The organism is Kitasatospora sp. NPDC059827, assembly GCF_042731675.1.
Lineage (GTDB): Bacteria > Actinomycetota > Actinomycetes > Streptomycetales > Streptomycetaceae > Kitasatospora.
On the sequence record NZ_JBHWIV010000131.1, the window covers coordinates 1 to 13,674 of the forward strand.

11 protein-coding genes are annotated in these 13,674 nt (G+C 73.3%); 5 read left to right on the plus strand and 6 right to left on the minus strand.

Annotated features, from left to right (window positions below; all coding sequences use genetic code 11):
- Positions 1-134: 134 nt before the first annotated feature.
- Positions 135-2,630, minus strand: a complete 2,496-nt coding sequence (locus ACFV8H_RS39450) for an RICIN domain-containing protein (RefSeq protein WP_380409355.1) — start codon at positions 2,628-2,630, stop codon at positions 135-137.
- A 242-nt stretch (positions 2,631-2,872) separates the two neighbouring features.
- Between ACFV8H_RS39450 and ACFV8H_RS39455 the strand changes: the two genes are divergently transcribed.
- Both ACFV8H_RS39455 and ACFV8H_RS39460 read left to right on the plus strand, forming a co-directional pair.
- Entirely contained in the window at positions 2,873-4,981 is a 2,109-nt protein-coding gene (locus ACFV8H_RS39455) for an alpha-galactosidase (protein WP_380409357.1), read from the plus strand.
- A 139-nt stretch (positions 4,982-5,120) separates the two neighbouring features.
- Positions 5,121-5,696: a helix-turn-helix domain-containing protein gene (locus ACFV8H_RS39460; RefSeq protein WP_380409359.1), complete on the plus strand. Its 576-nt coding sequence runs from the start codon at positions 5,121-5,123 to the stop codon at positions 5,694-5,696.
- A 41-nt stretch (positions 5,697-5,737) separates the two neighbouring features.
- Here the strand turns inward: ACFV8H_RS39460 and ACFV8H_RS39465 are convergent, their stop codons facing one another.
- From ACFV8H_RS39465 to ACFV8H_RS39480, 4 genes are all read right to left on the minus strand, one after another.
- On the minus strand, positions 5,738-6,625 hold the full coding sequence (locus ACFV8H_RS39465; RefSeq protein WP_380409361.1) for a dihydrodipicolinate synthase family protein: 888 nt from the start codon (positions 6,623-6,625) through the stop codon (positions 5,738-5,740).
- Position 6,626: 1 nt separating this feature from the next.
- Positions 6,627-7,463: an aldolase gene (locus ACFV8H_RS39470; RefSeq protein WP_380409363.1), complete on the minus strand. Its 837-nt coding sequence runs from the start codon at positions 7,461-7,463 to the stop codon at positions 6,627-6,629.
- Between the two features lie 188 nt (positions 7,464-7,651).
- Positions 7,652-8,140, minus strand: coding sequence for a hypothetical protein (locus tag ACFV8H_RS39475; protein WP_380409365.1), 489 nt, complete (start codon positions 8,138-8,140; stop codon positions 7,652-7,654).
- Entirely contained in the window at positions 8,137-9,252 is a 1,116-nt protein-coding gene (locus tag ACFV8H_RS39480) for a molybdopterin-dependent oxidoreductase (protein WP_380409381.1), read from the minus strand. The genes ACFV8H_RS39475 and ACFV8H_RS39480 overlap by 4 nt, the downstream gene beginning before the upstream one ends.
- A gap of 356 nt (positions 9,253-9,608) precedes the next feature.
- On the opposite strand from ACFV8H_RS39480, the gene ACFV8H_RS39485 reads away from it, so the two are divergent.
- Complete coding sequence (locus tag ACFV8H_RS39485) at positions 9,609-9,932, plus strand: hypothetical protein (RefSeq protein WP_380409367.1); 324 nt, start codon at positions 9,609-9,611, stop codon at positions 9,930-9,932.
- 148 nt (positions 9,933-10,080) lie between these two features.
- A complete protein-coding gene (locus ACFV8H_RS39490) occupies positions 10,081-11,367 on the plus strand; it encodes a glycoside hydrolase family 10 protein (RefSeq protein WP_380409369.1) in 1,287 nt (428 codons plus the stop codon).
- A gap of 61 nt (positions 11,368-11,428) precedes the next feature.
- On the opposite strand, the gene ACFV8H_RS39495 is transcribed toward ACFV8H_RS39490, so the two are convergent.
- Positions 11,429-12,142, minus strand: a complete 714-nt coding sequence (locus ACFV8H_RS39495) for a MarR family transcriptional regulator (RefSeq protein WP_380409371.1) — start codon at positions 12,140-12,142, stop codon at positions 11,429-11,431.
- 216 nt (positions 12,143-12,358) lie between these two features.
- Between ACFV8H_RS39495 and ACFV8H_RS39500 the strand changes: the two genes are divergently transcribed.
- Entirely contained in the window at positions 12,359-13,573 is a 1,215-nt protein-coding gene (locus tag ACFV8H_RS39500; RefSeq protein ID WP_380409373.1) for a serine hydrolase domain-containing protein, read from the plus strand.
- The last annotated feature ends 101 nt before the right edge of the window (positions 13,574-13,674 follow it).

Below are 13,674 nucleotides of genomic sequence, written 5' to 3' on the forward strand. Positions count from 1 at the left end.
GCGTCGCCCACGCCGCTGCCGGGCCCCCGACGTCGGGGGCCGCTCGCCGCTGCCGCCGGGTCAGCGCGTGCCGGTCGGCCGGTCGGTCGGTCGGCCGGTCGGCCGGTCGGCCGGTCGGTCAGTCGGTCAGCTCGTCAGCCGCTGACCGAGACCGTGGCGGTGCGGCCCGGGGCGAGGGTGACGGTGGCGGTGGTGTACGTCAGGCCGTCGACCGTCGTGGTGCGGGTCGGCTGCGGGTGGCCGTCGACGGTGAGGGTGGTGTGGGCGCCGGGGAAGCGGGCCTCCCAGGTGAGGCGGTCGGGGCCGGTGTCGGTGAGGGTGCTGCTGCGCTGCCCGTCGTGGCGGAGGGTGACGGTGCCGGCGCCGACGGGGATGTCGGCGACCTGGACCCAGCCGATGTCGGCGGGCAGTTGGGAGGTGGTGGTCAGGGTGTGGGCCGCGGCGTCGGGTTGGACGCCGAGGAGTCCCTGGACGGTCTGGGCGAGCAGGGTGAAGGGGAGCTCGGGGTAGTCGCCGTTGAGCATCCGGCCGCTGGCGTGGGTCCGGTCGACACCGCGGTAGATCTGCCGCATCCACTTCCAGGCGGTGGTGCCGTCGTGGTTGGCGAAGTAGGTGTCGGGCAGGTAGGTGAGGGCCTCGGCGTTGACGGAGGCCTGGGGGCCCGACTCCTGGGTGTCGATGTACCGGAGGTAGTCGTCGAGGCGGGGGCCGGGGGCGAGGAGCTTCTTCATGGGCATCAGGACGCTGGTCTCGTAGCCCCAGCCGCTGACCGGGCGGCCCTGGGTGTCGTAGCCGTGGACGAGTTCGGCGGGGTGGTCCGGGTCGGTGCTCCAGGTGGTGTTGACGTAGGTCCGCAGGGTGTCGGCGGCCTGCCGGTACCCGGCCGCGCCGGTGGTGTCGCCGCGGGCGGCGGCGAGGGTGGCGGCGGCCAGGTAGGCCTGGTACTGGGAGGCGAGGGCGTCACCGGCCTCCGCGTAGGCGGTGGTGGCGTTCTCGGCGTAGCCGGCGGTGCCGGCGAAGATGCTGCCGCTGGTGGCCTGGGGGATCGGGACGCCGTGGTCGTCGATCGGCCCGGGGTGCCGGGCGATGAAGCTGCCGAGGGTGGTGCGGACGTAGTCGGTGAGGAGCGGGTCCTCGGGGTAGTCGCGGTCGCCGGTCCACTGGTAGGCCTCGCCGGTCTTCTGGACCAGTTCGAAGGGGGCGGGCAGCTCGCGGACGAAGCTGGTGGGGCCGTGGTAGTCGATGGCGGCGTTCGTCCTGGCGTCGAAGTTGAGCGCCCAGACCGGGTAGTCGCCGTTGAGGTCGGTGGCGGAGGCGGCGAAGGCGCGCAGCATGGTCTTGTTCTGGGCGTCGAGGCCGAGCAGGTGGGCGCCGACCAGCTGGTGGGCGAAGTCGCGGCTGTAGAAGGCGGAGCGGAAGGGGTAGCCGGCCCAGTAGGTGGTGTCGTAGGTGCCGGTGGAGGTGCCGCCGGTGTTGTTCTCGTCCATGTTCAGCACGCCGGGGGCGCCAGCCTGTTGGACCCAGCCGTTGGCCTTGGTCTTCGCCCAGTCGAACAGGGCGACCAGCTCGGGGTCGGAGGAGCTGATCCGCGGGTCGTTCGGGGCGGCGGGGGCCACGGACGCGTCGTCGACGTTGATCCAGCCGGACGGGGCGGAGCCGATGGTGAGGGTGATCCGGTCGCCGGGAGCGACCGTGACGCGGGGGAGGGTGTACCTGGCGTACACGGGTTGTTCGGGCAGGGTCAGGGACCGTACGGCGGTGCCGTTGACGGCGACCGAGAAGCTGCCCCCGGCCGCGCCGGTGGCGATCCAGGCGGACAGGTCGTACGTCCCGGCGGTGACGGCGGTGAGCTGCCGGCTCACCCGGTGGTCGGGGCCCGCGTCGAGGTAGGCGAGGCGGCCGCCGTAGTGCGGGTTGTTGGTGGCGACGCCGGTGTGTTCGGTGAACGTCCAGCCGGTGGTGCCCTGTTCGAAGCCGGGGTTGTCGAGGACCAGCGGCTCGGTGCGGGTGAGGGTCCAGCGCTGGTCGGGGGCGGCGTCGCAGCGGCGGGCCAGCACCGGCAGGTCGGAGTGGTCGGGTTGGCTGGCTCGGTCGGGTTGGTCGGCCCGGTCGGCGGGCGTGGCGTGCGGCGCGGTGAGGCACTGGCCGTCGTCGAGGGCGGTCAGGGTGTGGCCGCCGCCGGGGGCCGGGGAGACGGCGAACCGTTCGTGGTCGGGGTGGCTGCCGCAGTCCTCGGTCACGACGGTGCGGGCCCGTTGGTGCGCGGGGCCGGTGACGACCAGGCACTGCCCGGACGCGGCGTTGACCAGGAGGTAGCCGGCGGGGGTGGGGGTCGCGGTCGCTCCCGGGGGCGTGGCGCCGGCCCGGCGCAGCTGCCAGCGCTGGCTCAACAGGCCCTGGCAGGCGGCCCGGACGGCCGGGGTGCCGGGCCGGGCCTCGGCGAACCTCGGTCCGAGGCACCCGCCGCCCGAGGCCGCCCCGAGGACGTAGCTGCCGCCGTCCACCAGGGCGTCCTGGGCGGCCCGGGCCGGGGCCGCGGTGGTGACCTGTGCGGCGAGGACGGTGAGGGCGGCGAGGAGGGCGAGGCCTGACGGCAGTGCGGTGGCGCGGGCACGGGAGGCGGAGGGCATGCGGGCTCCTTGACGGGGACCTGAGCATTTGAACGTTCAAAATCGCGGCAAAAGCCTTGACCCATGTGATCGGTGACATGTGTCATTTCACATGCCGCGTCGGAAGCCGTCAACGGAAAGCGCACGGGCGGCTGCCAGTCCCCCGATTCCGGCCGAGCGCCACCCCTGACCGAGTGTCATCCCTGACCGAGCGTCACCCCCACCACTCCCACGCACCCCCCACCACCCCCACAGGAGCGCACGTGCGCCTTCTCCCACGCCGCCTCGCGGCACCCCTGCTCGCCTCGGCCCTCGCCGTGACCGGCCTCGGGGCCGTCACCCTCGGAGCGGCCACCCCGGCCGCCGCGCTCGGCAACGGCAACGCCCTGACCCCGCCGATGGGTTGGAACTCCTGGAACTCCCTCGGCACCGAGGTCACCGAGCAACAGGTCGTCCAGACCATCGACTTCATGGCCGCCAACGGCCTGGTGGCGGCCGGCTACAACACCGTCACGGTCGACGACGGCTGGTCGCTCTGGCACCGTGACGGCCAGAGCGCCGACTTCGTCCGGACGCCGTACGGCTCGATGCAGCTGTACGACAGCGCCGGGAACCCGGTCTCCGGGACGGACGGCACCGGCAACGACCCCACCTCCGGCCACCTGATCCCGCGCCCCGACCACTTCCCCTCGCAGACCGTCGACGGCCGGACCGTCAACGGCATCCAGTACCTGGCCCAGTACGCCCACAGCAAGGGCATGAAGTTCGGGCTCTACGCCACGGACACCTACGAGACCTGCCAGATGCACCCCGGCAGCCTCGGCCACGAGGCCACCGACGCGGGCGACTTCGTCTCCTGGGGGGTCGACTACGTCAAGTACGACGACTGCCCGTACGGGCCGCAGATCACCGGCCCGGACGGCCACGACTACGCGACCCAGGGCCAGGGCAAGGAGCTCACCCGCTCCGTCTACGCCCGCGTCCAGACCTTCCAGCGGGCCCTCGACGCCGCCTCCGCCGCCCAGGGCCGCCCGAAGCTCACCCTCAGCGTCTCCGCCCAGCCCGCCCACACCGGCGTGCCCTACCTCCTCGACCCGGCGGACCCGGCCCGCACCGACCCGGTCGTCCAGGCCGCGGGGACGGCGCCGTTCAGCGCGCCCGGCTACGCCCCGACGGGCGTCTGGTGCGGCCAGGTGGCCAACCTGTGCCGGATCGGCGGCGACCGGGACAGCGAGCTCGACGGCGTGCTGTGGAACGGCCAGTTGCAGACGGCCCTGCGCTACCCCGGGAACGTGCGCCCGGGCAGCTGGAACGACCTCGACATGATGTACACCGGCTGGAACGACGTCTACGGCCTCTACGGCACCACCGACACCTGCACCTGCCACAAGCCGTTCACCGACGACGAGTCGCGCACCGAGACCTCCGTGCTCGCGATGCTCGCCGCCCCGCTGATCTCCGGGGCCGACCTGCGGACCGCCGCCCAGTCGCAGCACACCGACGGCGGCCACACCTGGTCCACCGGGATCGGCGCGTCGAGTCTGGCCGTCCTGGAGAACCGGGACGTGGTCGCCGTCGACCAGGACGCGCTGGCCGAGCCGGCGACCCTGGTCGGCGCCGCGCCCACGAGCAGCACGGCGCCGGTGGTGCTCAAGCGGCATCTGGCCGACGGGAGCACCGCCGTCCTGCTGGTCAACCAGGACCCGGCCGCCGCGCACACGATCGGTACGGACCTCGCGTCGCTGGGGCTGACCGGCGGGTTCGGCTACAAGGAGCTGTGGTCCGGCGCGACCGGCACGGTGACGACCGGCGCCGTGACGGGCGGCGCCGCGGGCGGCGGTACGGTCGGCGGCACCTGGGTGCCCGCGCACGGCGTCGCGATGTACCGGCTCACCCCGCAGGCCGCGACCGGCCCGGCGACGGTCGTCGACGACGGCAAATACCACGCCCTGGGCACGGGCGGCTCCGGCGGCCCGGTGCTGGAGGTCGCGGGCACGTGCAGCGCGCCGCTGGGCGCGGCCGCCGACGTCAACACCTGGTGGCCCACCCACACGTCGGAGCAGTGGACCTTCACCGGAAACCCGGACGGCACCGTGCGGATCAGCGACAACTGCGACACCGCCACCCACGTCCACACCGTCCTGGCAGCGGGCACCTCGCCGGGAGGCAGCGCCTACCTGCTGAACTACTCGCCGGGGAACCCGTGGCAGGAGTGGCGGGTCGTCCGGAACACCGCGACCGGCGTGCTCACCGTCACCAACGTCGCCACCGGGCTCGCGCTCGACGCGGGCGGCGGGGCGGCGGGCACGACGGTGACCACCGCGGCGCCGAACGGCGCTGCGGCGGGGCAGGGTTGGAGCGTGCTCTCGTAGCCCCGACCGGGTGACGTGACCGGGCGGTGCGCCGCCGGGTTCGCGCCGCCCCTGCGGCCGTCCCCCTCCGGGGTCGGCCGCAGGGCCCGTGGTGGGATGATGGCCCGGACGGTTCCGCAGGTGAGGGGTGGCGCGGCGCATGAGCAGCAGGTTGCGGGTGCTGAGGCAGCAGAACCGGCTGAGCCTGGAGGCGCTGGCCGAGCAGGTCGGCGTCACCAAGAGCTACCTCTCCAAGGTCGAGCGCGGCCTCAGCGACCCGTCGATCTCGACCGCCCTCAAGCTGGCCCGCGCCCTCGGGGTCGACGTCGGCCGGCTGTTCTCGGACGAGGTCGAGCCGGAGCTGGTGACCGTGGTCCGCGCCGGGGAGCGGACTCCGATCGCGGACGGGGCCGGCCCCGGCGCCCCGCACTACGAGGGCATCGCGACCGGCCTCAGCGGCAAGCGGATGGTGCCGTTCGTGATGTACCCGCCGACCGATGCCACCGGCTCCCCGTTCAAGTCGCACCCCGGGGAGGAGTTCTTCTTCGTCCACGCGGGCACGGTGGAGCTGGAGTTTCCCGAGCGGACGGTGGAGCTGGGCCCGGGTGACAGCGTGTACTTCAACTCGGCGGTGCCGCACCGCTGCCGGAGCACCGGTCCGGAGCCGGCCCACATCCTCGTGGTCATCCACGACGAGCAGGACGGCACCGTGGACCGGGTCCCCAGCCTGCCCTGAGTGCCGCTGTTGCCCGGTTCCGCTGTTCCCAGGGCGGGGGTTCAGCCGGCGGCGTCCGCCAGCAGCCGGGCCAGCTCCGCCCGGCGCTCCTCCGCCAGCGGCAGCAGCGGCGGTCGGGGCTCGCCGACGTCCAGGCCGAGCAGGGAGAGGCCCGCCTTGACCGTGGTCGGCAGTCCGCCGCGCATCAGGAACTGCAGGACGGGCAGCTGGCGGTAGTAGACCTCGCGGGCCGCGTCCAGATCGCCCGTGCGCACCGCCCGGTACAGCTCCAGCGGGAGTTCGGGGATCAGGCAGGGCGCGGCCGTGCACCAGCCGCTGGCGCCGGCCGCGAAGGCCGCCAGCGCGAGCGGGTTGGAGCCGTTGTAGAACGGCAGTGCGCCGTCGGAGAGTTGGGTGAGGCGGTGCATCCGCTGGATGTCGCCGCTGCTCTCCTTGACCATGGTGATGTTGTCGACGTCCCGGACCAGCCGGTGGATGAGCTCCGGCGGGAGGTCGACCCCGGCCGTCTTGGGGTTGTTGTAGATCATGATCGGGATGCCGACGGCGTCGGCGACGGCGGTGTAGTGCCGGGTGATCGCCTCCTCGTCGAGCGTCCAGTAGGAGAGCGGGAGGAGCATCACCACGTCCGCGCCCGCCTGTTCGGCGAAGCGGGCGCGGCGCACGGCGCTGCGGGTGGTGAGGTCGGCGATGCCGACGACGGTGGGGACGCGGCCCGCGACGGCGGAGACGGAGGCCTCGGCGACGGCGTACCACTCCGAGTCGTCCAGGTAGGCGCTCTCGCCGGTGGAGCCGAGCGGGGCGACGGCGTGGCAGCCGGAGGTGACCAGGCGGTCGATCAGCGCTGTGAGCCCGTCGAGGTCGAGACCGCCGTCGGTGCGGGAGAACGGGGTCACCGGGTACGCGATGATCCCTTCCAGGGTGGTCGCCATGTCAGGACTCCTTTCGGGCGGGCACGGTGGGTGCAGTGGGTGCGGCGGTCGGGGCGGTGAGCGCGTCGCCGTGGCCGGCGCGCAGGGCGCGGCGGGCGTAGTAGGCGAAGTTCGCCTGGCCGCGCTTGGGGGTGGAGATCCAGTCGTGGGCCTCCTGGGCGAGCAGGCCGGGGATCTCCTGGATCTTCCCGGCCGCGCTCGCCAGCAGCTGGAGCTTCGCGGCCCGCTCGAAGAGCAGGGCGAGGGTGCAAGCCTCCTCGACCGTACCCGTGGCGACCAACTGGCCGTGGTGGGCGAGCAGTAGGGCGCGCTTGTCGCCGAGGGCGGCGGAGATGATCTCGCCCTCCTCGTTGCCGACCGGGATGCCGGGCCAGGTCTCCAGGAACGCGCAGTCGTCGTACAGCGGGCACATGTCCATGTGCGAGACCACGAGCGGGGTCTCCAGCATGGACAGCGCGGAGATGTGCAGCGGGTGGGTGTGGATGATGCAGTTGACGTCGGGTCGGGCGCGGTAGACCCAACTGTGGAAGCGGTTGGCCGGGTTGGCCATGCCGTCGCCCTCCAGGACGGTGAGGTCCTCGTCGACGAGCAGCAGGTTGTCCTCGGTGATCTCGTCGAAGCCGAGGCCCAGTCGCTGGGTGTAGTAGGTGCCGGGGCGTTCGGCGCGGGCGGTGATCTGCCCGGCGAGGCCGGAGTCGTGCCCGGCGTCGAACAGGATGCGGCAGGTGAGCGCGAGCTTCTGGCGCACCGTCCAGTCGTTGTCGGGTATCGCGGTCTGCATCCGGTGGTGGGCGAGTTCCACCAGTTCGGACTTTCCGGCCTCGAAGGTGTCGGTCATGGCCGTGGCTCTCCTCGGTGACGTGACGCGGTGGTGTCGCGTACGGTCGGGTGCGGCTGGCGTGCCTGCGGGCGTGCCTGCGGGCGTGCCTGTGGTTGTGCCTGCGGGCGTGCCGCAACCGGGGGACACCTCGTTCACTGTAGGACACAAGGTGTCCTGCGTCCATGTCGCCTGTCGGAGGGGGCAGTTCAGCCGGCGGACCGGTGCTGGTGTCGTCGCTGGAGCTGCCGGTGCCGTCGCCGCCGTCGGGCGAGCGCGATCAGCACCGCGCACAGCGCGGTGGCGGCCAGCAGGAGCAGCCAGTTGCGCAGGTACGGCAGCGGCAGCACCGTCGGGTTGCCGGAGTCCTGGCCCGCCCGCAGGACGGCGGGCAGGCCGACGGCGGTCAGCGCGGCGGCCACCACCAGCCAGCCGCGCAGCAACCAGCCGCAGGCCGGGCCTGGCGCGCGGGGGGCCGGGCCCGCTGCGCGGAGTGCGGCCTCCACGGCGGCGCCCGTCAGGCAGACCAGCGGCAGCCACAGGCCGTCGTGCAGGACCAGGGCCCCGACGGCCCACCACAGCACCCCCGCGGGCTCGGTGACGTAGGCGTCGTCGAGCAGCCCGTACAGGCCGACACCGGTCAGCGTCAGCCCGGCCGCCAGGGCCGCCCCGCGCAGCCAGGTCGCGAGCGCGGTCATGCCAGCACCTCGATCCGGGCCACCCACTTGGTCTGCAGCACGCCGGGCCGGTTCGGCGCGATGATCCGCGCGGGGAAGCCGTGGTCCGCGCTGAGCTCCTCGCCGTCCACCCGCAGCGCCAGCAGGGTGAGCGGGTCGGCGGCGTACGGGGCGGGCAGTTCGGACACCCGGTACGGTCCCTCGGCCTCCAGCGAGGTGACCCGTACGGCCGCTCCCGGCGGCGCCCCGGCCCGCGCCAGGAGGTCCGCCACCCGGACCCCGCCCCACCGGGCGCTCACGCTCCAGCCCTCGACGCAGGCGATCGGCAGCACCGCCTCGTGCTGGGGGAGTCGGCGCAGTTCGGCGAGTCCGATCCGGAACGGCCGGGGGCCGTCGACCACCAGCCGCCAGTCGGTGGGCACGGTCACCGTCCCGGCCTGGGCGGCCGTACGGTTGACCGGCAGGCCGCCCGCCCCCTGGCCCGGGCGGCGCGGGGCCAGCAGGTCCACCGCCCGCAGCCAGGGCACGGTCTGCCCGGCGGTGGTGAGCGTCACCGCGCCGACGGCCGCTCCCACGGCGGTCAGGAACCCCCGGCGCCCGGCCACCGCCGGGGTACTCCGGGCGCGCCAGTGCCGGGCGACGAGCGGCGCCTTGACGGCCAGGTGGATCAGCAGGCCGCCGATCGCGAGCCAGGCCAGCCAGAAGTGGGTCTGACGGAACGGGAACGGCCAGGGGTACCACTGGAGCGTGTTCAGGAGGCCGGTGCACAGCTCCAGCAGCACGGCCGCCACCAGGACGGCGATGCCCAGCCGCTCCAGGGCGTGCAGCACACTGCGGGCCGGCGGCCATTCGAACAGCCGGGGGTAGACCGTCCACAGCTTCGCGCCGGTCAGCGGGATCGCGGCGATGCCGCTGATCACGTGAAGTCCCTGGGTGATCCGGTACCCGTCCACGGGGCGGGAGGGCAGGCGCGGTGCGAGCCAGTGCGGCGGGTCCTGGAGGAGGTGGCTGGTCAGGCCGGTCAGGAAGCAGACCAGCAGGGCCGCGCCGAGCCACCGGCCGAGGACGACGGCCGTGCGCGGCTCGTGCAGCGCGGAGGTGAACGCGCCGTCGCGGAAGGGGCCGCGTCGCAGGGAGTCGGGCGGAGGAGGGAGCGGGCGGTCGAGGCGGCGCCGGGCACCGGAGGGCTTGGAATCCACCCGTCCATCGAAGCGCGCCGGACGTGCCGTGAGGTGCTGTGACGTCCTTACGGAATGCGAACGGCGCCGCCCAGGGGGAGGCCCGGTGGGGCCGCGAGGGCCCTCGGTGTTCGGTCTTGGGGAACCGGACCGTGCCCGTTTCGGTGGGGCGAAACGGGCCGGCACCGGAAGCCTCATCCTCGTCACGGCTGCCAACGTTCCGCCAACGAATCACCAATGCCCCGGTGGTGACGGAAGTCGGGCATGGTGGAGGCCTGGTGACGAATGGTCACCGCACGTAGGGTCCACCCATGAACGACGAGATCACGACCACGTTCGGCAACAGGTTCTACTCGTTCGACGGTCGGATTCTGGAGATCTTCGGCAGTGACCCCATCCGCTTCCACGTCCGGCACCTGCACCTGAGCGTCACCGGCCCGGACCGGAAGGGGAAGCGGACGGTGGAGATCGCGCACGGCCGGCCGGAGGCGCCGGGGGCCCGCTACGTCTGGACGTACACGGCCACCGAATGGGAGCAGGCCCAGGGCCTGGTCGAGCTGCTGGAGGTGGTGCAGGCGGCCATCGACTCCGCTGCCGCTGTCCCCGGTTCCGGGCCCGGTCCCGGGCTGGGGTGATGCGGCCATCAGGTCGACATGCCCGCACCCACCCGCTCCCCGGGTCGTTGCTCCTGGCACGCAGGGACCGGTCCCTCGTCAGGGCGGCCGGACCGACGGGCAGCGAGCTGCGGCAGGCGAGCCGCGGGAAGCGAACGAGGGGTGCGACATGGGGCGAATCACGAGGCGGGGCTTCGTCGCGGGCACGGCGGCGGCACTCGGCGGGCTGGCCGCAGCCGGCCCGGCGCTCGCCGCAGGCCGGGGCGGGCCGCAGCAGAAGCCCTTGCGGGCGACGGCTGAACGGCGGGACGGCGCGCGGGACTTCCGCGGTGTCTGGATGGCGACGGTGGCCAACCGGGACTGGCCCTCCCGGCCCGGCCTCACCGCCGAGGCCCAGCGCGCCGAGCTCCTCACCCTGCTCGACCAGGCGCAGGAGCGGCGGCTGAACGCGGTACTGCTCCAGGTCCGCCCCACCGCGGACGCGTTGTGGCCCTCCCCGTACGAGCCCTGGTCGGCCTGGCTCACCGGGGTGCAGGGCCAGGACCCCGGCTGGGACCCGCTGGGCACCGCCGTCCAGGAGGCGCACCAGCGCGGCCTGGAACTGCACGCCTGGTTCAACCCGTACCGGATCGCGACTCACGACGACCCCTCGCGGCTGGTCCCGACGCACCCCGCCCGGGTCCACCCCAACTGGGTGGTGAGCTACGGCGGGCGGCTCCACTACAACCCGGGCCTGCCCGAGGTCCGCAGCTTCGTGGAGGACGCCGTGCTCGACGCCGTACGCCGCTACGACGTCGACGGCGTCCACTTCGACGACTACTTCTACCCGTACCCGGTCGCCGGGCAGCGCTTCGACGACGACGCGGCCTACGCCCGGTACGGGGCGGACTTCCCGGACCGCGACGCGTGGCGGCGCGACAACATCGACCTCCTGGTCCGGGAGACGGGCGCCCGGATCAAGGAGGTCAACGGCCGGGTGCGGTTCGGGATCAGCCCGTTCGGGGTGTGGCGCAACCGGGCGACCGACCAGCGAGGCTCGGCGACCACGGCGGGCATCGAGGCCTACGACGACCTGCACGCCGACACCCGGACGTGGGTGCGCGAGGGCTGGATCGACTACATCTGCCCGCAGCTCTACTGGAACATCGGCTTCGCCCCCGCCGACTACGCGGTCCTGGTGCCCTGGTGGGACGAGGTGGCCCGGGGCACCGGCGTCGACCTCTACCTCGGCGAGGCCCTGTACAAGGCGGGCGCGTCGGGCCAGCCCGCCGCCTGGCAGGACCCGGCCGAGCTGTCCCGCCACCTCACCCTGGCCCAGGACTACGGCACGGTCCGCGGCCACTGCTTCTTCGCGGCACAGGACGTCGCGGAGGACCCCATCGGCGCCATGGCCCGCGTCGTCGCCGACCATTACCCGCCGTCCCCGGCCCCGTCCCCTTCCCGGGACCGTCTGTAAGGCCGTTCCGGGGCCGTCCGTGAGACCGTCCCGGCCGACGCGGACGGCGGCGTCCGCCCCCTCACGACATCCCGGTGCCGGAGCGGCGGCGCTCCACGGCGCGGACGAGGTCGGTGCCGATCTCCGCGAGGAAGTCCGCCGCCGTGTCGAGACGCTGTCCGGCCGGGGTGGCTGCGCCGAGCAGGTCGGCGCCGGTGCGGGCGAACTCGGCGAGCAGGGCGTTGCGTTGGGCGCTGGCCAGCATCGAGCGGTACCAGACGTCGCCGTTGATGGTGTACTGCTCGCGGCGGCCGTGCTGCCCGTCCCGCTCGCGGCGGATCAGCCCCTGGTCCGCGAGGTAGCCCACGGCCTTGGACACCGAGGCCGGGCTGACGCCGAGGCGCTGCACCAGGTCGGCCGCGCTCAGGCTGCCGCTGTCGGTGACGTACAGACAGCTGAGCACCCGGGCCACCATGCGGGGCAGGCCCATGTGGACGAGGAGGTCGGCGAAGCGGCCGGCGTAGTCGTCGATGGCCGCTGGGTCGCGCCCGTCCGGTGCGGCCGCGGTGCCCCCGGACGGTCGGGCGAGGCCGGGCCGGCGTCGGGCCCGGCGGGCGGTCGCGCGCTGGGCGGTCTCCGCGCGGTAGCGGCTGGGCCCGCCGTTGCGGGCGATCTCCCGGGTCACCGTGGAAGTGGGACGGGCGATCAGCCGGGCGATCGCGGCGTAGTCCAGCCCCTCGGCGAGACCGGTCGCGATCGCGAGACGGTCCTGCGGGCTCAGCCTGGCACCCGGCACGGGTGGCTCCTCTCCTCGGGCCTTCGCACGAGTATCCGGATCCGGGCCGCGCGGTTGCAACCGCGTTTGCATTCGTCGGCATCGTCATTGCAATGATTGACCGTCACTGACCTGCTGCGATGCTGCGGTTGAAGCAATCAGATGTTGATGGATCCTCGAACTCGGCCGTACGTTCTTCACCGACGACGAAAGCCCGACCGACCAGGGGGACCCACCGTGAAGACCACCACCCGCACCGCCCTCGCCACCGGCCTCGCCACCGCCGTGGCCGCCGCCCTGCTGACCGCCACCGCCCCGGCCGCCCTCGCCGCCCCCGATGCCAGGCACGGCGGCCACCAGGGACTCCAGGCCGCGCTCGACCGGGCGGTCACCGTCAACGGCCTGCCGGGGGTCACGGCCGAGGTCCGCGACCACGGCTCGACCTGGTACGGGCAGTCCGGCACCGCCGACCTGACCACCGGGCAGAAGTTCAAGCCGCAGGACCGATTCCGGATCGGCAGCACCACCAAGACCTTCGTGGCCACCGCGCTGCTCCAGCTGGAGGCCGAGGGGAAGCTGGCGCTGGACGACAGCGTCGAGCAGTGGCTGCCCGGCCTGGTCGACGGCAACGGGTACGACGGGTCGAAGATCACCCTTCGCCAGCTGCTCAACCACACCAGCGGGATCGCCAACTTCGCGATGGACGACACGGTTTCGAAGGAGTTCCAGGGCGAGGCCTTCCTGCAGCACCGCTTCGACCGGTTCACCCCGCGCCAGCTGGTCGGGATCGGCATCGGCGTGAAGCCCAGCTTCGCGCCCGGCACCAGCTGGGAGTACTCCGACACCAACTACGTGCTGGCCGCGCTGATCGTCGAACAGGCCACCGGCCACAGCCTCGCCCAGGAGATCGCCGACCGCTTCGCCAAGCCCCTCCACCTCAAGAGCACCTACGAGCCCGCCGCCGACGACACCGGCATCCAGGGGCCGCACGGCCGCTTCTACTCCAAGCTCGGCCCGTTCGACGCCCCGACGCTGCCCGTCCACGACGTCACCGAGCTCAGCCCGTCGTGGGGCTACGGCGCGGGGGACATGATCTCCACGGTGGGGGACCTGAGCACCTTCTTCCAGGCGCTCCTGGGCGGACGGCTGCTGCCGCCGGCGCAGATGGCGGAGATGGTCACCATGAAGGACCCGAAGGTGGGCCCCACGGGGTGGATCCCGAACTCCCACTACGGCCTGGGAATCGGCTCGATCACGCTGTCCTGCGGCGAGGTGTGGGGGATGGGCGGGGCGATCAACGGCTCCTGGTCGTACACGTTCGGGAGCCGGGACGGCCGCCACCTGATGTCGACCCAGGTCAACGGCGACTGGGCGAACGGCGAGGCGTGGGGGCCGGTCGCGGTCTTCACGAAGGAACTGGAGGCCGAGTTCTGCAGCGAGGGGAAGAAGTAGGGAACCCGGAACCAGTACATCACCGAGGAGTGGGGGGGGGGGGCCCCCCCCGAACCCCACCACCGCCCGCGCGTGGGGGCGGGGCGGGGGGGGGGGCCCAG